Here is a 22,155-nt window from a genome sequence, read left to right on the forward strand (position 1 = left end):
CCTCCGCTCAGAAGTGCACCAGCGTGCGCAGACCGAGAATCCAGGCGTTGTCGGTCTTCACGCCGGCGGCATTGTACCCGCGCCCGCCAGGATGCATCACATACTGGGCGTCGAACTTCAGGTTCATCCAGCCCGTCGCCTGCCACCCGTACCAGGCTTCGATCGGAACTTCGTTTCCTCCGGCGTTGGGCGTGAGCGCAGCGGTATTCACATGGGTCGTACCGACCGCAAAGCCGACTTCGTCCTCCGGGCGCGAGGCGAACGTTCCGGTGTGCCTGAAGCCGAATGCAATCTGGTAATCCTGGTACGACGTGCGGTGGTCGGCGACGGTCGTATTGAGGAAGGTGTACCAGCCCTGTGCCTTGGGACCTTCAACCGTCAGCCGCTGCAGGATCGATTCATAGACGCCATAACGACCGCGCGAATCTCCGAGATTCTGGTCCGAGACGCCGCCGGTGCCCGGAGAGATCGCAATGATCCCCGGCAGGCCGCCATCAATTGTCGATGCGCTGTCATACCAGCCGCCAAATCTCCAGGTCCCGTTCAACGGACCGCTCGGCGCCCAGACCACCTCGACCGGCACCAGAACGCCCGAGGCGGGGCTAGAGCCGGGGACACCCGGCAGGAAGTAAGTCGCGGAGTCCGACGTCGTCAGGTAGTTCGGGTTGGCGTCGTAGACGCCGACCGAGAGCTGCCATTCCTTGGCGAAGTTGTAGTGCACCACACCGGCCCATTGGCTCACCGGCCAATTGTAGATGTAGCCACCCTGGATGTTGCCGGGCTGGCCGCCGCAGAAGGTCAGGTTGATGAACTCGCAGAGGCCAAAGAAGAAGTCGGAGCCGACCGGAAGACGGCCGCCCTTGAGCTCAAGGCGATCATCGAACAGCTTCTGCGAGTAGTAGAGTTCGGTCAGGCGAAGAATGCTGCCGCGGCCGAACACTTCGTTGGTCAGCTGCAGCGCCGGAATTCCCGCCTCGTCATTCAGGTTGCGGCCGAAGCGGTCGACCAGCGTGAGGCCAACCGTGCCGCCCTGGATGCCGGCAAGTTTTGCCATGTCGAACTTGGCCTGAAAGAAAAGCTGTCCGGCTTGGGTCGCGGTGTTCCTGTTGCCGCCCGACAAATTGCCGACGGCTTCGTCGCCCAGCGTCAGGGCCAGCGAGATCCCTCGCTCCTTTAGTTGCGTCCTGCCGAGATCGCCGAACAGATATGGTCTTGTCCAGAAATCATCGGTCTCGGTGTAAGGCACCGGCGGAGCCTTCGTCATGAGATCGGCCGCATGCGCGCCGCCGCCGCTGAACAGAGATAACAACGCGATCCCCACGCCGCACGCCCGCGCGGTGTCTACAGACCTAAGTGACATTTTCTGCACTCCCAGCGTCTCCGGCTTTGTCTATTTTTGTGCCACGTTCCCGCCCAAAGCCCTTCAGCGGGGAACGCGATCGTTTCAGTGCATCGATCCATCAACCAGAGATAGAATTCGTGCGCGCGCAAAGCCCTTCAAGACGGCGGCGAGGGGTCTGCCTGCGGCTCAGCTGGGCCAGGCCTGCTGCGCCAATTTGGATACGAGCGCCGCGAGCTTGATTGATCTTGCGCCTAGGACTCCTTCCCCTCGTTCCTCTACTCAAGCCGCCGCGACCATATTCCCGGTCCGGGTTCTTCCTTTTCGAGTTGTCATGCCTGATCGCCCGTCGTCGTCGGCAACGCAGCCGCGCTATGCGAAGCCGCGCCTTGCAGAATTGTGCTTTCCTTCGATCTTGGCGCAGTGCGGGCGAGGCCTGCGAGCACGGCCTTGCGCCGTCGACGGGCCTGCAATTGCTGATCCGCCAGCACGCCGATCAGTATCACGGTCCCCATCACCGCGAAGTTCAGCGAATTGGGAATGCCGAGGATGTTCACGAGGTTCTGCAGCACCTGCAGCAACGCCGTCCCGAGCACGATGCCCAGAATGGAGCCCTCGCCGCCGCGCAGGCTGCAGCCGCCGAGGACGGCCGCCGCGATCGCATAGAGTTCGTAGAAGTTGCCGAAGGAACTCGGAGAAACCGAGTTGGTGTAGAACACGAACATCACGGTCGAGACGCCGGCGAGCCCGCCGCTGATGACGTAGGCGGTGGCGATCACGAGGTTGGTGTTGATGCCGGAGAAGCGCGCCGCTTCCTCGTTCTTGCCCACGGCATAAAGCCAGCGCCCGTAGACCGAGCGGTGCAACAGCACGCCGAGGATCAGCGCAAGGATGATCAGGAAGATGAAGGTGTTCGGGATGCCCGCAATATTGCCGGAGGCGATATTGCTCAGCGTGCTCGCCTCGTCGCCGTAGCCAAAGCCGCGCGTCGAATCGCTGGTGTAATAGCGCGCGGCGCCGCGATAGATCAGCAGCCCGCACAGCGTCACGATGAAGGGCTGCATTTTCAGCCGCGTAATCAGGAAGCCCTGGATGCCGCCCAGCGCAAGCCCGCCCATCAGGACCAGCACCAGCGCGAACGGCCAGGGCACCTGATAGGTCGTCAGCAGGTCGACGAAGATGACGCCGAGTAGCGCGAACATCGAGCCGAGCGAAAGATCGATTCCTCCGGTGATGATGACGAGGCCTTCACCGAGCGCGAACACGCCGAACAGGCCGATCAGATTGGCCATGTTCAGCAGATTCACGACCGACAGGAAGGCCGGATTGATCGCGCCGGTGATGGCGGAGATCACCGCCAGCAGCAAGAACAGGCCGAGTTCCTTCTTCATCATGGCGCAGCGGCCTCCATGGTTTCGAGTGCTTGGCCGACCGCCAGCCTCAACACGTTGTACTCGCTGAACTGGTTGCGCTCGATCACGCCGCTGACACTGCCTTCATGCATCACCGCCACCCGGTCGGAGACGCCGATGACTTCCTCCATGTCCGAGGAGATCATCACGATCGCGACGCCCTGGTCGGCGAGGCTGCGCATCAGCGCGTAGATCTCGCTCTTGGCGCCGACGTCGATGCCGCGGGTCGGCTCGTCGAAGAACATCACGCGCGGCTGCATGGAGAGCCACTTGCCCAGCACTACTTTCTGCTGGTTGCCGCCGGAGAGCGTCGCGGCTTCGATGTCGATGCTCGGCGCCTTGATGGACAGCCGCCTGGCCTGGTCTTTGGCGATTCTGCGTTCGGCCGCCCCGTTGACCAGCCACATCCGCGCATGATCCAGCAGGCTCGCGAGCGTCACGTTCTCCCGGATCGGCAGTTCCAGCACCAGACCGGATTTCTTGCGATCCTCCGGCACCAGGTAGATCCCTTGCCTGATCGCGTCCCGCGGCGAGGCGACGCCGACCGGCGCGTTGTCGATCCGGATCTCGCCGCCCAGCAGCGGATCGACGCCGAACACCGCGCGGGCAAGCGAGGTGCGGCCGGCGCCGACGAGCCCGGCGAGGCCGAGGATCTCGCCGCGCCGCACCGACAGATTGATCTGTCGGTCGGGAAAGGCAGTGGTCACGACGCCGGCGATATCGCAGCCGCCCGGCTGCGGCGTGCAGGACGGCGGTGTATATAGCGCCTTCAGGTCGCGGCCGATCATCAGCCTAATCATGCCGGCGTGGCTGAGCTCGTCGCGCGCCAATTGCCCCACCGTGCGCCCGTCGCGCAGCACCACGACGCGATCGGCGCAGCTCATGATCTCGCCGAGCCGGTGAGAGATGTAGATCACCGAGATGCCGTGCGTCTTCAGGTCGGCGATCGCCTCGAGCAGCCGCTCCGTCTCCGAAATCGTCAGGCTGGAGGTCGGTTCGTCCATGATGATGACGCGGGCGTCGATCGAGAGCGCCTTGGCTATCTCCACCATCTGGCGCTCCGCGATCGACAAATTCTCGACCAGCGTGCCCGGCGTGAAATCGGCGCCCAGCCGTTCCAGCAGGGGCATCACGCGGGCGTGCATCTGCGCATTGTCCACCAGCTTCAGCGGGCCGCCGGCCAGCTTCTCGCGTCCGATGAAGACATTGGCCGCGACGTCGAGATTTTCGAACAGGTTCAGTTCCTGGTGCACGAAGGCGATGCCACATCGCGTCGCCTCGGTCACCGTCATCCGGGCGTGCTCGGTGCCGCCGATGCGGATCACGCCGGTGCTCGGCGCGATCACGCCGGCCAGCACGCGCATCAGCGTCGATTTGCCGGCGCCGTTCTCGCCGATCAGGCCCAGCACCTCGCCGCGATTGACGCGCAAATTGACGTCGTCGAGCGCCCTGACGCCGGGATAGGTCTTGCTGATTCCGCTGAGTTCCAGCAGCGTTTCCGCCATTCGGCATGTCCTCCTGCACAACGCCCGGCGGCCTGTGGCGGCCGGGCGTTGAAGCCGACTGAAGTTACTTCTTGAGCAGTTCCTTCAGATGTGCGGCGAACTCCGCGACGTTGGTCTTGCTGATCACCTTGGTCGGCACGATCAGCTTGCTGTCCTTCGGAATCCAGGACTTGTCGCCGTTCAGCGTCTTGATGATGTTGGTGGCGGAGAGATAGCCGAACTCGTAGGGCTGCTGCACGACCGTGGATTCGATCGTGCCGTCGGAAATGCCGCGCAGCGTCCGCTGGTCCTCGTCGAAGCCGACGATCTTGACCTTGCCGGCCTTGCCTGCGGCCTTTACCGCGTCATAGATCAGCGGCGTCTCGTAGCTCCATAGGCCGGACAGCAGCGCGATGTCGGGATATTTGACGAGCACGTTCTCCATGTTCGCCTTGGCCTTGGCGAAGTCCACCTGGTCGGTGAACACGTCGACCAGTTCGACCTTGGTGCCGGCGATCGCTTCCTTGATGCCCTGCACCCGCTCGCGGGCGTTGTCGGCGTCCATCGTTCCGACGAACAGTGCGATCTTGCCGCCGTTCGGCAGCGCCTTCTTGATCTCCTCGCCGGCCTGTCGCCCCGCCGCGACGTTGTCGGTGCCGATATAGGCGAGGCGATTGCTCTGCGGCGCGTCGCTGTCCGTGGTGATCAGCACGGTCTTGGCGGCAACCTTGTTGAGTTCTTCGGTTGCATGCGGTGCATCGTCGACCGAGATCGAGATACCGGCGACGCCGCGCACCAGCAGATCGTCCAGTTCGCGCCGCTGGCCGGCCGCCGTCCCTTCATTGGTGACAATCAATTCGATATTGTAGTCCGGGTGCTCCTTCTGCGCCTTCTCAAGCCCACGGCCCGCGATGGTCCAGAAGTCGGCCGCGACATTGGTCACCAGCGCGATGGTCTTTTTCTGCTGTGCCTGTGCTACCCCCGTCGCCATGGCGAGCGCGGCAGCGCCCGCCATGAGCGGCACGATCAATTTTCTGGTTGAGACATTCATATGCACCTCCCTGTCGACACCCCCGGTGAGGGGATTTCACGCCCGGCGCTTTTCACGCCTTATTTTATTCACGTAACTAATAAATTAGCGCGACAAAATGTCCAGTCAAGGATGTTCATGATAACGCCTTCAGCCAATAATAGTATGGGAGTGATGTTTTTCAGTCGCTATCCGCGCTTTTTGACCCACAAACGAGTAGCCTCCGTTGAATAATTTCATCAAGCGAATTAAAAAGCGCAATATGAACGAACAGCCCGAGCCGTTGAGACGTGCTTCGAGCCTGGCCCGCGGATCGAACCCCGGCCGTCTCGTCGAGGTACTGCGACGCCAGGGGCCGTTGCCGCGGGTCGAGCTCGCACGCAGCACGGGCCTGAGCTTCCCCGCCATTTCGGCCATCACGTCGAAGCTGATGGCGGAGGACCTGCTGTGCGAAGCCGAGACAGATGCGGCGACGCTGTGGCCCGACGACGCCGACGAAGAGGACGCGGATGGTGGCCGTCGCCGCGGCCGGCCGGCAGTCCTGCTGACCCTGAATCCCGAATTTGGCCGCATCATCGCGGTCTCGCTGCGCATGAATCTGGTCGAGACACTGATCGCCGATTTCAGCGGCTCCGCCCTGGCGCAATCGCGACTTGAACTCGCGACGCGCGCGCTCGATGCAAGCGCACTATGCGAGCTCGTGATCGCACAGATCGACGCCATGCTTGAGGCGACCGCCACGCCGCGACATCGCTTGCTCGGAATCGGAATAGCGCTGCAGGGCATCGTCGACGGCGATACCGGCCGGCATCTGTGGAGCCCGGCGCTGTCGATCACCGACGTCGATCTTGCCAAGCCGATCCACCAGGCGTTCGCCGTCGAAGTCGTGATGGCGAACGACGCGGTCGCGGTCGCGCTGTCCCTCGCTGCCGCCGAACCGGCACTGGCGCAGGGCCTCACGGCCACGATCATGGTGGGCCACGGCGTCGGCATGGGCATCATTGTCGACGGTGAAGCGCGCTGGGGTGCCGGCGCGGGCAGTGAGATCGGTCATGTCAAATTGGCGCTGAACGGCCCGCAATGCCGCTGCGGTCAGCGCGGCTGCATCGAGGCCCATCTTGCCGACTATGCGCTTTACCGCGATGCCCGCACCTTTCTCGACCTGCCGCCGGCGGCGTCGCAGCAACCGTCCGAGGCGCAGATGGCTCTGTTGCGCGATCGGGCGCGGAGCGGCGATTCCCGTCTCGAGCACTTGTTCCAGCAGGCGGGTCACGCGCTTGCCGAAGCGGTCGCCACGACGATATCGGTGCTGCGCCCGCATCATGTCATCCTCGCAGGTCCCGGCCTGCAGGCATTCGACATGATGCGCAGTGCCTATGAGGAGAGGCTCGACCAGGCGGTGCTGCCGTGGCTGCTCAAGTCCACGGCAATATATGTGCGTCCAAGCGAGTCGGCGACCATCGTCGACGGCATGGTGCGGCGGACGCTGCGGGTCGTGGACCGCAGCCTCATGGAGACAACCGAGTGAACCTCGGAATCTGTGGCCCTTTTGCCTGAGCCGCAGCAACGCAACCGACGCCTTCAGGCGCCAATATCGAGAGGATGCCAATGCAGGGCGCCATCTATCCAAGTCTCAAGGACCGGACCGTACTGGTCACCGGCGGCGGTTCCGGCATCGGCGAGGCGATCGTCCGCCGGTTCATCGGCCAGGGCGCGCGGGTCGGATTCATCGATATCGATCTGACGTCGTCGGAGCAGCTGCTGTCCGATCTCGGGGCACAAGCCCGCGTGCACTTCGAACATGCCGATCTGCGCGACATCGGCGCGCTGCGGCGCGCGGTCGCCGGCATCCGCGAGGCGCTCGGGCCGGTCACCATCCTGGTCAACAATGCGGCCCGCGACGACCGTCACGCGATTGAGGACGTCACACCGGAATTCTGGGACGAGCGGATCGCCGTCAACCTGAAGCACCAGTTTTTCAGCGCCCAGGCGGTCGCGCCGGACATGAAGCAGGCAGGGGGCGGTTCGATCGTCAACATCGGCTCGGTGAGCTGGGTGATCGGCCAGGGCAACATGCCTTGCTACACAACGGCCAAATCAGCCGTTCAGGGCCTCACCCGTGCGCTGGCCCGCGATCTCGGGCCGCACAACATACGGGTCAATTCCATCCTGCCCGGATGGATCATGACCCAGCGGCAGCAGGATCTGTGGTTGACGTCTGAAGGCGTGGCCGAGCTGATGCAGCGCCAATGCCTCAAGCGCAAACTCGTGCCTGATGATATCGCCCGCGTCGTGCTGTTCTTTGCCGCCGATGACAGCGGTGCCTGCACCAACCAGAGCCATATCGTGGATGGTGGCTGGGTCTAGCGCTTCAAGTAATCCGGCAAGGTAAACCCGTCATAGAAGCGGTCGGACAGGATCGCGGTCTTGAATGTCTGTGACTTGTAGCCGGCGACGATGTCCTGCGCCCACGGCGAGCCCGCATTGGCCTGCTTCACCGCGACCACATTGATATAGGGCGTCGTCATCTTCTCCAGGGCGAATGCATTGGTCAGCTTCAAGCCGCTGTAGATCGCGAAGTTGCCCTGGATGGCGGCGAAATCAACGTCATCGAGCGCGCGCGGCGCCTGTGCCGCTTCCAGCGGCACGATCTTGATGCCGCCGGGGTTCTTGATCACGTCGAGTTCGCTGACATCGACCGGCTTGGAGTCGCGAATCTCGACGAGGCCGAGATCGCGCAGGATCCAGAGCGCACGCTGCAGATTGACGGGATCGTTGGGCACGGCCACGGTCGAACCGGGCTTGATCGGCGAGCCGACCGGGTGCTTCTTCGAGTAAAGCCCCATCGGGGGCGTCGGGACGTGGACGATGCCGACGAGGTCGGTTTGCTGCCGCTCGTTGTACGAGTTCAGGAAGATCGTGTGCTGCATGACGTTGGCGTCGATCTCGCCCTTGAACACTGCATTATTGGCTTCCAGCCCGGTCGAAAACTCGACATAGCGGATACGGTAGCCCTTCTTCTCGAGTTCCGGCGCGACGCCAACCTTGAATTCGTCGATGTAGGGGCCCGGCACGAAGCCGACTTTCAGATCGGATTTGGCTGATGTCTCCGCGTGCAGGGCGGCGCCGGTCAGAGCACCGAGAATGAGCAGGGTCGAAAGCAACAGGACGCGCGCAGTGGTCATTGAATTCTCAAATCCTCAGGCTGTGGGCAAATAGCGATCCGGCCGACGCGGGGTCGGCGGTTTCGATCACGTCAGGCGATCGCCTTGATCGATCCGGAAAATAGGCTTTGCGGCCGGCTCAGTCCGTAATGGTCACGCAGCGTCGTGCCGCTGTACTCGTCGCGGAACAGGCCGCGCTTGCGCAGGATCGGCACGACCTGCTCGGCGAAGATATCGAACCCGCCGGGTAGCCAGGGCGGCATCACGTTGAAGCCGTCGGCCGCGCCATTCTCGAACCAGGTCTGGATGTTGTCGGCGATCTTCTCCGGCGGGCCCGCGATCACCCAGTGGCCGCGCGCCCCGGCGAGACGCTGCACGAGCTGGCGGATGGTCGGCTGCTCGCGATCGACGATCTCGACCACGAGCTTGAAACGGCTGGCGACCCCGCGGGCGCTGCCGGTGTCGATCAGGTGGCGCGGAAAGGGACCGTCGAGGTCGAAGCCGGAGAGGTTGAGCCCGATCATCTGGCGAAGTTGGGTCAACGAGTATTCCGGCTGGATCAGCTCGTTGAACTCGTCCTGCAACAGGTCGGCTTCGGCCTGCGTGCTGGCGATGAACGGACTGATGCCCGGCAGGATCCTGACCTGATCGGGGCTGCGGTCGAACGCGCGTGCCTGCCGCTTGATGTCCGCATAAAACTCCTGGGCGCTCGCCAGCGTCTGATGCGCGGTGAAGATCGCTTCGGCATAGCGCGCGGCAAAGGCGCGTCCGTCATCAGACGAACCCGCCTGGACATAGACCGGCCGTCCCTGCGGTGTCCGCGAGATGTTGAGCGGACCGCGCACCCGGAAGTGCTTTCCGACGTGATCGATCGGATGGATCTTTCCCGTATCGGCGAAAATGCCGGATGCGGGGTCGTTCACCACGGCGTCGTCTTCCCAGCTGTCCCACAGCCGCGTGATGACATCGATATATTCCCGCGCCCGCTCGTAGCGCTCGTGGTGAGGTGGATGCTCGGGCAAGCCAAAGTTCTGCGCCGCCTGTGCCGTGCTGGTCGTGACGATGTTCCAGCCGGCCCGGCCGCCGCTGAGGTGATCGAGTGAGGCGAACAGGCGGGCCAGATTGTAGGGCTCGGTATAGGTCGTCGACGCGGTCGCGATCAGGCCGATCCGTTTCGTGGCGGCGGCGATCGCGGCCAGCCAGGTGATCGGCTCGAACCGGAAGCGTTGTGCGTAGCGAACATTGTCGGCGAGCGCGGGGCCGTCGGCGAAGAAGATCGCGTCGAATTTCTGCGCCTCGGCACGCTGCGCCAGCTCCTGGTAATAGCTGACGTCAAGGATGCGATCCGCCGCAGACCCCTGGTAGCGCCACGCCGCCTCGTGATGGCCGCCGGGATAAATAAAGAGGTTAAGGGAAAGCTGTCGTTTGCTCATCTCGGATCTCGTGAGTTTTGCTGATTATTATTGGTGGGACGGCGCCTTGTGCGCAAACGCGAAGCGCAGGTAGCGCTCCAGCTTCAAACCTTCGGGCGTGCGCTGTTCTTCGACAAGGCGCGCGAAGGTGCGGCGCACCAGTTCGCGCTCGTGAGAGGTGAACGCTTCGAGGAAATTTCCGAATGCGCTCGCTTCCGACCACTGCAGCAGCGATGCCGCATCGTCGTGGATATCGATCAGCGCGCGCAGCTCGCTGCGGTAGCCGGCGAAGCCGTGTGCCGCGAACAGCGATTTGAGCTCCTCGTCGGTCGATCCGAGCACCGGGTTCGAGTCCTGGCGATCGCCGGCAAGACCCGCCTCGATGATGGCGCGACGAAGCAGCAGGCGCGACTGGTGCGGCCTGGACGGATCCTGCACATTCAACCCGAGGCGGCCGCCGGGCTTGAGTACGCGCCGGATCTCCCGCAGCGCGCGATCCTTGTCGGAGATCCAATGGAAGACGCTATTGAGATAGATCGCGTCGAACTGCGCGTCGTCGAAGCGCGACAGTTCTTCGGCGCGCCCGGTGGCGAACTGGAGGTTATCCCCTTGCCGAAGGCGCGCAATTTCGATGCGGCCGGCAAGTGGATCGATACCGATCACGCGGCCGTCCGGACCGACCAGTCCGGCGACGAATTCCGCAAGTCGGCCGGTTCCCGTCCCGATGTCGAGCACGTGCTCGCCGGTCTTGATGGCGAGCGGCCCGATCAGGAACTTGCCGTGGCGAAATTGAACGAGTCCCGCTTCATCATAGGAGCGGGCGAGCTCCGGGGTATCGTGTTCAAGGCTGATGTTGCCAGCAGTTCGCGGCATTTCGAGAGATCCATCGTTGCTCGCCGCGCGTCGACGTCAGGCGCGTGCGCTGCGTCAGACTCTATGTCGGCGGCGGTGAAATGAATTTGCGTTGTTGCACGGCAAGCGAGCATGAACGTGACGAGTTCGTCGTTCACCGGAGATGACTGCGATCGCGCCGATCCCGGCGACGTATGATTTGGGAAGTTCTCCCGATCGATCGCGCCGATCCCGCACGTCGCAATGCACATGAGATGATCGGTCAGGCGGCGATCATCGCAAATATTTCAATGCCCGCGTTGTCCACGACGCGAACATTGCCTGCTATCAAAAACAAAGCTGGTTTCGTTTCATTGACTGAATGTCGATCGCTTTTACGATTTGTAACGTCAAAGCGAGGTGGTCATTCATGCCGCAATCCGATCCCGACAGCGTCGCCCGCGAGGCCCTCCGGCTGATCGGGGCCGACCCACAGAACTGGGTGCCTGATCGCGACGGAATCGATCACAACGTCGTCGTGGTCGGCGGTGGCCAGTCCGGCGCGGCCTTCGCGTTTGCGTTTCGGCGCGCCGGGATCGGCAAGGTCTCGGTGATCGATGCCGCCGCCGACGCCAGCAAGGCCGGCGTGTGGCTGACGAGCGCGCGAATGCACAAGCTTCGCACCCCGAAGACGCTTCCAGGTCCGGAGCTCGGTCTGCCCGGTCTCGGTTTCCAAGCATGGTATGAAACGCGCCATGGCGCGGCGGCCTTCGACGCGCTCGATCGGATTCCGCGGCTCGACTGGGCGGCCTATCTCGACTGGTATCGCCGCGTGACAGGCGCCGGCATTCGTTACGGTACGCGGCTGCTCCGCATCGAGCCTGCAGCCGATCATTTGCGGTTACATCTGGAGCGGAGCGGGGTCACGACCATCGAGACCACGCGCAAGCTGGTGCTCGCAACCGGCTTTGCGGGTAGCGGGGGCGCTTATGTCCCCGACGCGCTGCGTGTCCTGCCGAAACGATTCCGTGCGCATACATCGGAGAAGATCGATTTCAGGACGCTGCGAGGTCTTTCCGTTGCGGTGATCGGGAGTGCTGCGTCGGCCTTCGATGCGGCGGCCGCAGCCCTTGAGGCCGGAGCGCGTGATGTTCATCTGTTTGCACGCCGGGAAACCTTGGCCGCGTTGCCGGTCATTCGGATCCGCGGCTACCCGGGAGCCTATGACAACTATGGCAGCTTGCCCGACGCGGTGCGCTGGCATCAAGCGATTCGGTTCAGGCAGGCTGGGTCGACCCCGCCGCCGGATGCGATCTCGCGCGCGGTAGCCTTCCCCAATTTTCATCTGCACCTGGGCGCACCCTGGACCTCGGCGCAATTGAAGGGGGTGCGGCCGGTCGCCATCACTCCGCAGGGCGAGTTCGCGTTCGATTTCGCGATTGCGGGAACTGGCTATTCCGTCGATCTGGGCGCGCAGTCAGAGCTCGGCGATTTCGCCGACGAAATCCTTCTGTGGCGAGATCGCTTCGTGCCGCCTGACGACGAAAAGGACGATCGCCTGGCGGCCTATCCTTATCTCGGGTCCGGGCACGAGTATCTGGAGAAAGTTCCGGGCCGCGCGCCGTATCTGAAGGACATTCACGTCTTCAACCCGGCAGCATTTGTCAGCTTCGGCCTGCCGATCGGCGACGTTCCAAGCTTCAAGCGCGACATTCCGGGGATCACGGCCAGGGTCAGCCGCGATCTGTTCCTGGCCGACCTTGCATCTCACGAGGCGCGCATCAACGGAGAGATCGCGGAGGATTTCACCGCCGAGCTCTATGCACCGGCTGTCTGGCGACCGCCGCAGCCCGTCGCGGCGGAATAGCGAGGATCACGACCACATCATTGATCTCCGCCGTCGTTTCCGCGACCGGCGCATGGCGGAGCCTTGTCCAGGGGATCGCGGCGACGAGACCAACATCATGAGCAAGACGACCACCATCGACAACGTCATTCCGCGCGCCGACATCGTCAAGCGTGCCGCCCGGCTTGGTGCCGAGATCAAGAATGTGAAGCTGTCGGGTGACCTTCCCGACGCGGTCATCCGTGCTGTCAACCAGGTGCTGCTCGAGCACAAGGTGATCTTCTTCCGCGACCAGGAGCACCTCGACGACGCCGAGCAGGAGCGCTTCGCGGTCAGGCTCGGCAAACTGGTGCCGCATCCGACCGTCGGCCCGAGCAAGGGTACGTCGTCGATCCTCGAGCTGGACTCGGGGCGTGGTGGCGGCCGCGCGGACCAATGGCATACCGACGTCACGTTCGTCGATGCCTATCCGAAGATCTCGGTGCTGCGCGGTGTGGTGATCCCGCCCTATGGCGGTGACACCGTCTGGTCCAACACGGCGGCCGCCTATCTCGATCTGCCTCCGCCGTTGCGCAAGCTCGCCGACGAGCTCTGGGCGGTTCACAGCAATGCCTATGGTTACGCGGTGAAGTCTCGCGCCACCGACGCCGACAGAAAGCATTTCGACGAGGTATTCACCGGGACGATCTATGAGACCGAGCATCCGGTCGTGCGCGTCCATCCCGAAACGGGCGAGCACACGCTGGTGCTCGGCAATTTCGTCCAGCGCTTTGTCGGCCTGCCGAAATATGACGGCCAGAAGCTGTTCGATCTGTTCCAGTCCCACATCACGGCTCCGGAGAATACCGTGCGCTGGAGCTGGCGGGCCGGAGACGTCGCGATCTGGGACAATCGCGCGACCCAGCACTACGCCGTCAATGACTACGGCGATCAGCATCGTGTGGTGCGCCGCGCCACCATCGACGGCGAGGTTCCGGTCAGCGTCGACGGCCGCCACAGCGTGACGCGGATCAAATCGCCGAAGCCGCAAGCGGCGAAGGCAGCCTGAGCATGTCGCCTATTGGAGCAACACAATGAATGCCATCATTCGAATTCTGCGCGCGCGGCGAGCCGCTGCGCGCCGGGCGGCGCGATTGCTGCTGGCCGGCGTCTTTGCGTTGGGCCTGATCGCTTCGGCCTTCGCCGAGCCACCGCTCGAGAAGACCGAGATCCGTTATCAAGGCTGGGCCGGGCAGGTGACGTTCACCGAGCTCGCCGAGGACCTCGGCTACCTCGCGCCGCTCAAGCTCAAATGGGTCGGCAACACCATCAGCGGACCGCAGGACATCCAGACCGTCGTCACCGGCGACATCGACGTCGGCGGCGCTTTCTATGGCGCGATTATCAAGCTGATCGCGGCCAAGGCACCGATCAAGGCGGTGGTCGGCTACTACGGCTCCGACGCGAACACCTATTACGGCTACTATGTGAAGGATGACAGTCCGATCAAGACGGCCCGTGACCTGATCGGCAAGAAGGTCGCGGTCAATACGCTTGGCGCCCATCTGGAGTTCGTGCTGCGTGAGTATCTGGCGCGGAACGGTCTTAGCGCCGGCGAGACCAAGCAGGTGACATTGGTGGCGGTCCCACCCGTTACCGGCGAGCAGGCGCTGCGGCAAGGGCAGGTCGAGGTGAGCGCGCTCAGCGGCGTGTTGCGCGACAAGGCGCTGGAGCGTGGCGGGATCCGTTCGCTCTTCAACGATACCGATCTGTTCGGACAGTTCACCGGCGGTGCCTATGTGCTGCGGGAGAAGTTCATCAAGGACAATCCGAACACCGCCCGCAAGCTGGTTGAGGGGATCTCGCGCGCGATCCAGTGGGCGCAGACGGCGCCGCCCGATGAAGTGCGGGCTCGCTTCAACCGGATCATCGCGGAGCGCAAGCGCAACGAGGACGCCTCCTCGATCAAGTACTGGAAGAGCACCGGCGTCGCGTCCAAGGGCGGCGTGATCTCGGATGCTGAGCTGCAGGTCTGGGTCGACTGGCTGGTCAAGGATGGCCTGCTCAAGCCGGGCCAGATCAAGGCCTCGGACACCTACACCAACGAGTTCAACTATTTCCGTCCCGGAAAGACGGCGGAGGCGCGATGACGTCGGTCAAGATCAGCTTTGACAAGGTCCGCAAGGAGTTCGTCACCCGAGGCGAGGGAGGCCGGCCGGCGGGCCATTTCACCGCGCTCGAGGACATCACGTTCGACGTCCGCGCCGGCGAATTCCTTGCCCTGGTCGGTCCAAGCGGTTGCGGCAAGTCGACATTGCTCGATCTGCTCGGCGGGCTCGCAACGCCGACCAGCGGCCGCATCCTGCTCGATGGCCGGCCGATCATCGGTCCCGGACGCGACCGCGGTGTCGTGTTCCAGCAATATGCGCTGTTTCCATGGCGCACCGCCGTGCAGAACGTCGAGTTCGGGCTCGACATTGCCGGCCTCAAGCCGAAGCAGCGCGGAGAGATCGCGCGGCACTTCCTCGACTTGGTCGGGCTGTCCGGCTTTGCCGACCGTTACCCGCACGAGCTTTCCGGCGGCATGAAGCAGCGTGTCGCGATTGCGCGGAGCCTGGCCTACGATCCGGAAGTGCTGCTGATGGACGAGCCGTTCGCCGCGCTCGATGCCCAGACGCGCGAAACGCTGCAGGGCGAGCTGCTGCGGATCTGGCGTGCCACTGGCAAGACCATCATCTTCATTACCCATGGCATCGACGAGGCGATCGTGCTCGGCCAGCGCGTGGCGGTCATGACGTCGCGTCCGGGGCGGATCAAGGAGATTGTCGATATCCCCGCGGCCTTGCGCAGCGAAGCCGAGGACGTGCGCTCGCTGCCGGAATTCGGCCGCGTGCGCCATGAGATCTGGAGCCTGCTCCGCGAGGAGGTGCAGAAGGCGCAGCAGGGGCAATCGGCGGGCAGGGTCAGCGCAGGCCGTGTCGAGCGTGAAGTAAAGGAAGTCGCTCATGTCTAGCCTGGAGATGCTGACATTGCTGGAGCTCGCGCATGAACGGCGAGACGAGCAAGCGGCGGCGGCGCGGTCACCGCTGGTGAGCGCGGCCCGCGCCGCGACCCGCGGTCTGGCAGCTTTCGGGCGCCGCTCCCTGCTGCTGATCGCCCTTCTGGCGATCTGGGAGGCCGCGCCCAGGCTCGGCTTGATCGACGCGGTGTTTCTGCCGCCATTCTCTGGTGTCATCGCCGCAGGCTGGCAGCTCGCGCAAACCGGCGAGCTCTATGACGACGCCTCCGCGAGCCTGCTCCGCGCCCTGAGCGGGTTTCTGGTGTCGGTCGTGTTGTTCGTCCCGCTCGGGCTGGCCGTCGGCTGGTACACAAGGCTCGGCGATCTGCTCAACCAGTTCATCGAGATTTGCCGCAATACCGCGCCGCTCGCGCTCCTGCCGGTGTTCATCCTGCTGCTTGGCATCGGCGAGCTCTCGAAGGTCACGATGGTAGTCTATAGCTGCGCCTGGCCGCTCCTGCTCAACACCATCGCCGCGGTGAAGCAGGTCGATCCGCTCTTGATCAAGTCGGCGCGGACCATGGGCGCGACCCCACAGCAACTGTTCCGCAAGGTGATCCTTCCGGCGGCGCTTCCGACGATCTTTGTCGGCATTCGCCTCGCCAGTGCGTCAGCCATGCTGGTGCTGGTCGCATCCGAGATGGTCGGCGCCAAGGCCGGTCTCGGCTATCTCATCATCAACAGCCAGTACAGCTTCCTGATCCCGCAGATGTATTTCGGCATAATCGGGATCACCGTGATCGGGTTGGCATTCAATGCGGTCCTGGAGGCGTTGGAACGGCGCTTGATGCGATGGAAGGCACAGGTTGCGGCGTGATGAGATCGTGGTTCAGGCGCCGCTCGGGCTGTTTCGTGCGGTGGCCTGCGTCACAATGCTGTTCGGCGGCACGTCCTTGGTCAGCCAGACGTTGCCGCCGATGGTCGAGCCGCGGCCAATCGTGATCCGGCCGAGTATGGTTGCGCCGGCGTAGATCACGACGTCATCCTCGACGATCGGATGGCGGGCGTCGCCCTTGATCACATGGCCCTCGTCGTCGGTCGGGAAATGCCGCGCGCCGAGCGTGACCGCCTGATAGATCCGGACGTTGTTGCCGATGATGGCGGTTTCGCCGATCACGACGCCGGTTCCGTGATCGATGAAGAAGCCGGAGCCGATCCGGGCGCCGGGATGGATATCGATGCCGGTCCTTGTGTGGGCGATCTCCGACATCAGGCGAGCCACCAGCCGCGCGCCGATCTGGTAGAGCAGATGTGCAAGACGATGGTGGATGATGGCGGTCATCCCCGGATAGCCGATCAGGATCTCGGGAAAATTCCGCGCCGCCGGGTCTCCAACGAATGCCGCCCGCAGATCGTTGATCAGAAGTCCGCGGACCGGCGGCAGATGGGTGGCGAATGCGCGTGTCAGCTCGATCGCCTCCTCATGCACAAAGCCCGGCTCCAGCTCGTCGCCGACGAACAGCGCGCCGCGATGGATCTGCGCGCTGAGCGAATCCAATGCTGTGCTCAGCGTGTTGCCGACGAAATAGTCGATGTTCTCGCCGTCGAGGTCCGATTGGCCGTAGTGGCGCGGAAACAGCGCCTCGGTGAGGCCGTCGAGGATCGCCTCCAGCGCGTCCCGCGAGGGCGCGCGGCGTGCCTCGCCGTCGCGCCGGATGCTATGGGTCTCCTCGCGGGAGGTGCGCAGCTCGGCCACGATCCGGTCGAGCTGCCAGCGGCCCGGTGGTCTGCTGACCGGGCTGGCCGTTGACGGAGGCGATGCTGGCGGCAATTCGCGTTTCATGCTGCACCCTTTCTCTGCCCTAACGGACATGCGCCAGAGGAATGCTGACTTCGGCCAATAGGTCGAGATCGGCCTCGTGATCGATCTGGACATACTGTCCATTCCAGTAGGTGAGGCCGGACAGCCGATGCGACAATTCCATGCTGGCGAGGCGGCCCACGATGATGCCATGGGAATGCCGCTCGATGATCTCCTCGACCTGGCATTCGATCATCGCAAGCGAACGCTGCAGCAACGGCACGCCCGAGGCTCCATGGGTCCAGTCGGTGCCCTCGAAGCGTTCCCTGCCTTTCAGCCGGCCATTGCTGAAGCGCTCGGCCAGGGCCTGCTGGTCGGAGCCGAGGATGTTGACGCCGAACAGCCGATGGCGGGCGATCGGTGCGAAGGACGATGCCTGCCGGTTGATGCTGACCAGCAGCCGGGGTGGGCTGGCGCTGAGCGACGTCAGCGAGGTCACCGTCATGCCGGTGATGTCCTCACCCTGTCCTGCGGTGATGATGCAAACGCCGCCCGGGAGGCGGCGCATGACAAGGCGAAATTGACGCTCGATCTCGTGGTCGGCATCCACAAGATGAATATCCGGCTTGCTCATCGGGATTCTCCCTTGCATTGCCTCGCCGGATTGGACCTCGCCAGAGCGTTTTCGAGCGAAGTGGATACCGGTTCGCGTGAAGAAAACGCATCAAAACAACAATCCAGAGCTCCGTTCCGATTCGATCGGAGTGGGGCTCTAGAAGAAGCCCTTGGCGGGTAGCGGCGTGCCGCTGATCTCGTATTGTCCGATCGAGCGCGCCTTGAAGGTGTTTGGATTGTGCGACGCCAGGGTGCGCGCGTTGCGCCAGTGGCGGTCGAAATTGGTCGCCTTCTTGGTGGCCGATGCGCCGCCGATATCGAACAGCAGGCTGCCGCTCCGGATCGCGAATTCGTCCGCAACGATCTTGGCCTTGGCCGACAGCAGCGCGGCCTTGTGCGCGGCATCGACGGCGCTTTCGTCACCTGCATCGAAGGCGTCGGTGGCGGCATCGAGCGCCTCCCCGGCCGCAAGCACCACGGTCTCGGCGGCGAATGCGCTGCTGGCGATCTGACCGACGGTCTGTTGCAGCAGCGGGTCGTCCGCCGGGACCTCACTCGGCGCGTAATAGAACGTCCGCTTGCGGGTCCGCACCAGGGCGCTGGCGTCGCGCAGCACGGCGCGCGCGATGCCGGCATTGATCGCGGTCAGGAACAGCTGGGCAAATGTGTTGGAGTAGGGAATGCCGTAGCCGGTATCCGGTGCATCGAACACGACCTCCTGGCGCTTGACGCGCACGTTGCGGAAGTGGGTGGTGCCGGTCGCCGTCAGCCGCTGCCCGAGACCGTCCCAGTCGTCGATCAGCTCAATGCCCTCGCGGTTCACCGGAATCAGCACGGCTGCATTGGTGGCGGATGTGTCGGCGGTGCGAACGAGGACGTAGTCCGAATACAGTGTGCCGGTGCTATAGTATTTCGTGCCGTTGAGCAGGTAGTCGTCGCCGTCGGCAGTGAGTGTCGTGTTCGGCGTGAGATTGCCGACCTTCGGCGTGTCGAGCTCGGTCGCCGCGAGCCCGATGATCGCGCCGTCGGCAACTGCCTTCTGCCACTGCCTGTGCTGATCGTCCTTCGGCCGGCGCACCAGGCGTTCGACGACGCTGAAATGGTTGCGCAGGATATGCGCGACATTGGCGTCGGCCTCGCCGAGACCGATGACGATCTCGAACAATGCGCGAATCGACAGGCCGGCGCCGCCGGCTTCGATCGGAAGCCGCAACGCGCCGAGGCGGGCCTTGCGAATGAGATCGACTTGCGCGAACGGCAGGACGCGCTCGCGTTCGCGGTCGGCGGCGCCTTCCGCGATGCGGCCGAGCAGCGCGTCGATATCGGGTGCGCGGCTGTGAAGGCGGTCGGAAGGCTCCAGCGAGGTGGCGGACAGAGGCTTGTTCATTGGTATCACCCAAATGGCGTTGATTGATATGACGGCTACTGATCAGAGCTGGGCCAGGTGGTCGGTGACTTTGATCGGCTCCGGGAGCACCTTGCGCGCGACCAGCCAGTCGGCGGCCCTTTGCAGCTCGGCGAGGAAGTTTTCGTCGTTGGCGGCGAAGTAGCGATACTGCCGGTTCAGCGCGATGAACTGGTCGCGGACCTGGTCGCTGTACTTGCCGGCCTTCTGCGCGATGTATTCGGCATCCTTGCTGTTCGCGGAGATCCACTTGCCTTCAGCGCGGAAGGCATCGTTGACGGCCCGGACCAGCGCAGGATTGTCGGTCGCAAATTTTCGGGTGGTCAGGTAGGACGTGTAGTCGATCTGGAACTCGAGATCGCGACCTTCCAGGAAGATGTCGTGCGCCTTGTATTCGAGCCGCGCGATATCGACGCCCGGGCTCCACATCGACCAGGCGTCGACCTTCCCGGAGGCCAGCGCCGGCGCTGCGTCCGGCGGGTTGAGATAGACGAACGTCACCTTGGAGCGGTCGACCTTGTGCTTCTCGAGCGCGGCAACCAGCAGGAATTCGCCGAGACCCGAACGGTTCACCGCCACCGACTTGCCGACGAGATCCTCGACCTTGTTTATGCCAGAGTCATCCCGCGCGATGATCGCAGTGGTGCGCGGCTCGTAGACCACGAATTGGGTGAACACCAGCGGCGAGCCGGCGATGATCGCGGCGAGTGCCGGCGTCGTGCTGCCGCCGAAGCTGAAATCGGCGCTGCCGCCGGTCACAGCCTGCAGCGTCGGCGCATGATTGGGGAACGGCCCGAGCCACTCGACCTTGATGCCGTCCCTGGCCAGCAGCTTCTCGAACTCGCCGCGCTCCTTGGCAATCAAATTGAGGCCGCTCAAACCCCAGGTCAGACGCACCGTGTCGGTGACGCGGCCGGTCGCCGCATGCGCCGGCTCGGACAGGTCAAAGCCGGCAAGCGCGCCGATGCCGAAGGCGGCGCCGCCAAGGAAGCTGCGACGGGTGGGGTTGGTGAACCGGGGGATAGACATTGAGTGGTCCTCAGGCAGGAATGGGGTGAGAGGTGTCGACGCCGAGCTCGGCCAGCAGGTCGGTGCGGGCGATCGGCGCTGCGCCGTTACGTTTCATGGGATGCTCGAACGCGATCCGGCCCTCGCGCATCACCAGGATGCGGTCGGCGAGCGCGATCGCCTCGTCGACGTCGTGGGTGACCAGGAGCACGCCGGGCCGATGGACGGCGACCAGCTCGCGCACCAGATCGTGCATGCGAATGCGAGTCAGCGCATCGAGCGCTGCGAACGGCTCGTCGAGCAAGAGCAACTCGGGCTCCTGCACCAGCGCGCGCGCCAGCGCCACGCGCTGCGCCTGTCCGCCCGAGAGGTTGCGCGGCCAGTCATCGAGACGGCCGCCGAGTCCGACCTCGGTGAGCGCGGTGGCGGCGCGCTGACGGGCGTCGCTCGCATTGAGGCCGAGCGAGACGTTGCGCCACAGACTGTCCCACGGCAGCAGCCGGTGCTCCTGGAAAACGACGGCCGGCCGCCGTGGTGCCGTGATGCGCCCGCCGTCGATCGCATCAAGGCCGGCCAGCGCCCGCAGCAGCGTGGTCTTGCCGCAGCCGCTTTCGCCGAGCAGGACGACGAACTCGCCGCGCTCGATGCGCAGGTTGAGGTTCTCGATCACCACGCGGCTGCCATAGGCGCGATGCAGTCCCGTCACCAGGACGGCCGGCGCAATCGCGGCCGGTGAGGGCACGGCGTGCAGCGTCATCGCGCGCCCCCATAGTTCGGATGCCAGGCTAATAGCCGTCGCTCCAGGGCGCGCGCGATGCCGTCGGCGGCGACGCCGATCAGCGCATAGATCACGATCGTCAGCACGATCACGTCGGTGCGCAGGAACTCGCGCGCATCCATGGCGAGAAAGCCGATGCCGGACTGGGCGCCGATGGTCTCCGCGACCACCAGTGCCAGCCACGCGGTCGCCAGCGCATAGCGCACACCGGTCAGGATCGAGGGCAGGGCGCCGGGCAGGATGACGCGCCGGATCAGCTCGAGTGTCCCGAGGCCCTGGACGCGGCCGAGCTCGAGCAGCTTCGGGTCGACCTGCCGGATACCCAGCGTGGTGTTGATGTAGATCGGGAAGGCGACGCCGAGCGCGACCAGGAAGACCTTCTGGGCTTCGCCGACGCCGAGCCAGACGATCACCAGCGGCAGCGCGGCGAGAAACGGGATCGCGCGGATCATCTGGATGCTGCGGTCGATCGCGGCCTCCGCGATCCGCGAGAAGCCCACGAGGATACCGAGCGCGAATCCGACGCTGCCGCCGATCGCAAAACCGGCCGTTGCGCGCAGCAGGCTGACGCCGAGATCGTTCAGCAGGCTTCCGGACGTCGCCAGCTTGAATGCCGTGCGGACGACCTTGCTCGGTGCCGGCAGCACCTGCGGCGAGAGCCAGCCGGCCTGCGCCAGCAATTCCCAGACGATCAGAAGCACGACCGGGGCGAGCCACGACAGCAGCAGCATGCCGCGCCGGCCGATCTCTACTCGTGGCTTCCGGGACGGCGATGCCGTTTGAACGCTGCGCGGCGTTGAATCAAACGCGATCGATGACGCAGCCTGTTCGAGGTTGCTCAAGTCTGTTCTGTCCTCGTCTAACATTGCGCGCGAGCATCATTGATCGCGCGCGGCATGGTTCGCCGTTCTCTCGATGAACGGCGCGTCGCCGCACGAAAGAAGGCGTTGTTTATCTCGCGCAAACTGTCCCACGAATTTTCTCGAACAGAAATAGAGCCGTATTCCAATTGTCGCTGCGTCCGGAGTTTTCTGGTTTATCGGCGCGCGCGGC

General features: G+C 64.1%; 21 protein-coding genes. 8 read left to right on the plus strand and 13 right to left on the minus strand.

Going from position 1 to position 22,155, the window contains the following annotated elements; genetic code table 11:
* Positions 1–7: 7 nt before the first annotated feature.
* From J2R78_RS23275 to J2R78_RS23290, 4 genes are all read right to left on the minus strand, one after another.
* Complete coding sequence (locus J2R78_RS23275; protein WP_229189717.1) at positions 8–1,360, minus strand: carbohydrate porin; 1,353 nt, start codon at positions 1,358–1,360, stop codon at positions 8–10.
* Positions 1,361–1,671: 311 nt separating this feature from the next.
* Positions 1,672–2,733, minus strand: a complete 1,062-nt coding sequence (locus J2R78_RS23280; RefSeq protein WP_253606989.1) for an ABC transporter permease — start codon at positions 2,731–2,733, stop codon at positions 1,672–1,674.
* Positions 2,730–4,256 carry a sugar ABC transporter ATP-binding protein gene (locus tag J2R78_RS23285; RefSeq protein ID WP_253606990.1) on the minus strand — a complete coding sequence of 509 codons (1,527 nt, stop codon included), beginning with the start codon at positions 4,254–4,256 and terminating at the stop codon, positions 2,730–2,732. The genes J2R78_RS23280 and J2R78_RS23285 overlap by 4 nt, the downstream gene beginning before the upstream one ends.
* A gap of 64 nt (positions 4,257–4,320) precedes the next feature.
* Complete coding sequence (locus tag J2R78_RS23290; protein WP_225158724.1) at positions 4,321–5,286, minus strand: sugar-binding protein; 966 nt, start codon at positions 5,284–5,286, stop codon at positions 4,321–4,323.
* A 241-nt stretch (positions 5,287–5,527) separates the two neighbouring features.
* On the opposite strand from J2R78_RS23290, the gene J2R78_RS23295 reads away from it, so the two are divergent.
* Both J2R78_RS23295 and J2R78_RS23300 read left to right on the plus strand, forming a co-directional pair.
* On the plus strand, positions 5,528–6,793 hold the full coding sequence (locus J2R78_RS23295) for an ROK family protein (protein WP_168855345.1): 1,266 nt from the start codon (positions 5,528–5,530) through the stop codon (positions 6,791–6,793).
* An 80-nt stretch (positions 6,794–6,873) separates the two neighbouring features.
* Positions 6,874–7,632 (plus strand): SDR family NAD(P)-dependent oxidoreductase, encoded by a 759-nt coding sequence (locus J2R78_RS23300; protein WP_057017428.1) that lies wholly within the window; start codon positions 6,874–6,876, stop codon positions 7,630–7,632.
* Here the strand turns inward: J2R78_RS23300 and J2R78_RS23305 are convergent.
* The 3 genes from J2R78_RS23305 to J2R78_RS23315 all read right to left on the minus strand — a co-directional run bounded on the left by J2R78_RS23305 (position 7,629) and on the right by J2R78_RS23315 (position 10,567).
* On the minus strand, positions 7,629–8,450 hold the full coding sequence (locus J2R78_RS23305; RefSeq protein WP_253606991.1) for a MetQ/NlpA family ABC transporter substrate-binding protein: 822 nt from the start codon (positions 8,448–8,450) through the stop codon (positions 7,629–7,631). The genes J2R78_RS23300 and J2R78_RS23305 overlap by 4 nt on opposite strands.
* Before the next feature lie 71 nt (positions 8,451–8,521).
* Positions 8,522–9,862 (minus strand): LLM class flavin-dependent oxidoreductase, encoded by a 1,341-nt coding sequence (locus tag J2R78_RS23310; RefSeq protein WP_253606992.1) that lies wholly within the window; start codon positions 9,860–9,862, stop codon positions 8,522–8,524.
* A 27-nt stretch (positions 9,863–9,889) separates the two neighbouring features.
* Positions 9,890–10,567 (minus strand): methyltransferase domain-containing protein, encoded by a 678-nt coding sequence (locus J2R78_RS23315; protein WP_253609888.1) that lies wholly within the window; start codon positions 10,565–10,567, stop codon positions 9,890–9,892.
* Here J2R78_RS23315 and J2R78_RS45020 point away from each other — a divergent pair.
* The 6 genes from J2R78_RS45020 to J2R78_RS23345 all read left to right on the plus strand — a co-directional run bounded on the left by J2R78_RS45020 (position 10,451) and on the right by J2R78_RS23345 (position 16,372).
* The gene (locus J2R78_RS45020) at positions 10,451–10,798 is read left to right on the plus strand and encodes a hypothetical protein (protein WP_253610083.1); all 348 of its coding nucleotides are present in this window, start codon (positions 10,451–10,453) and stop codon (positions 10,796–10,798) included. The genes J2R78_RS23315 and J2R78_RS45020 overlap by 117 nt on opposite strands.
* A 304-nt stretch (positions 10,799–11,102) precedes the next feature.
* Positions 11,103–12,539, plus strand: a complete 1,437-nt coding sequence (locus tag J2R78_RS23325; RefSeq protein WP_253606993.1) for an FAD-dependent oxidoreductase — start codon at positions 11,103–11,105, stop codon at positions 12,537–12,539.
* 97 nt (positions 12,540–12,636) lie between these two features.
* Positions 12,637–13,566, plus strand: a complete 930-nt coding sequence (locus tag J2R78_RS23330; RefSeq protein ID WP_253606994.1) for a TauD/TfdA family dioxygenase — start codon at positions 12,637–12,639, stop codon at positions 13,564–13,566.
* A 25-nt stretch (positions 13,567–13,591) separates the two neighbouring features.
* The gene (locus J2R78_RS23335; RefSeq protein ID WP_253606995.1) at positions 13,592–14,647 is read left to right on the plus strand and encodes an ABC transporter substrate-binding protein; all 1,056 of its coding nucleotides are present in this window, start codon (positions 13,592–13,594) and stop codon (positions 14,645–14,647) included.
* On the plus strand, positions 14,644–15,510 hold the full coding sequence (locus J2R78_RS23340; RefSeq protein WP_253606996.1) for an ABC transporter ATP-binding protein: 867 nt from the start codon (positions 14,644–14,646) through the stop codon (positions 15,508–15,510). The genes J2R78_RS23335 and J2R78_RS23340 overlap by 4 nt, the downstream gene beginning before the upstream one ends.
* On the plus strand, positions 15,503–16,372 hold the full coding sequence (locus J2R78_RS23345) for an ABC transporter permease (RefSeq protein WP_253606997.1): 870 nt from the start codon (positions 15,503–15,505) through the stop codon (positions 16,370–16,372). The genes J2R78_RS23340 and J2R78_RS23345 overlap by 8 nt, the downstream gene beginning before the upstream one ends.
* A gap of 12 nt (positions 16,373–16,384) precedes the next feature.
* On the opposite strand, the gene epsC is transcribed toward J2R78_RS23345, so the two are convergent.
* The 6 genes from epsC to J2R78_RS23375 all read right to left on the minus strand — a co-directional run bounded on the left by epsC (position 16,385) and on the right by J2R78_RS23375 (position 21,833).
* Positions 16,385–17,338, minus strand: coding sequence for a serine O-acetyltransferase EpsC (epsC, locus tag J2R78_RS23350; RefSeq protein WP_253606998.1), 954 nt, complete (start codon positions 17,336–17,338; stop codon positions 16,385–16,387).
* A 19-nt stretch (positions 17,339–17,357) separates the two neighbouring features.
* Entirely contained in the window at positions 17,358–17,930 is a 573-nt protein-coding gene (locus J2R78_RS23355) for a flavin reductase family protein (RefSeq protein WP_057017437.1), read from the minus strand.
* Positions 17,931–18,068: 138 nt separating this feature from the next.
* Entirely contained in the window at positions 18,069–19,298 is a 1,230-nt protein-coding gene (locus tag J2R78_RS23360) for an acyl-CoA dehydrogenase family protein (RefSeq protein ID WP_253606999.1), read from the minus strand.
* A gap of 42 nt (positions 19,299–19,340) precedes the next feature.
* Complete coding sequence (locus J2R78_RS23365) at positions 19,341–20,345, minus strand: NrtA/SsuA/CpmA family ABC transporter substrate-binding protein (RefSeq protein ID WP_050387474.1); 1,005 nt, start codon at positions 20,343–20,345, stop codon at positions 19,341–19,343.
* A gap of 10 nt (positions 20,346–20,355) precedes the next feature.
* Positions 20,356–21,081: an ABC transporter ATP-binding protein gene (locus tag J2R78_RS23370; RefSeq protein WP_253607000.1), complete on the minus strand. Its 726-nt coding sequence runs from the start codon at positions 21,079–21,081 to the stop codon at positions 20,356–20,358.
* Positions 21,078–21,833 (minus strand): ABC transporter permease subunit, encoded by a 756-nt coding sequence (locus tag J2R78_RS23375; RefSeq protein ID WP_085970476.1) that lies wholly within the window; start codon positions 21,831–21,833, stop codon positions 21,078–21,080. Before J2R78_RS23375 ends, J2R78_RS23370 begins: the two co-directional genes overlap by 4 nt.
* Between the last annotated feature and the right edge of the window lie 322 nt (positions 21,834–22,155).

Source organism: Bradyrhizobium sp. USDA 4538, from assembly GCF_024171045.1.
Lineage (GTDB): Bacteria > Pseudomonadota > Alphaproteobacteria > Rhizobiales > Xanthobacteraceae > Bradyrhizobium > Bradyrhizobium australafricanum.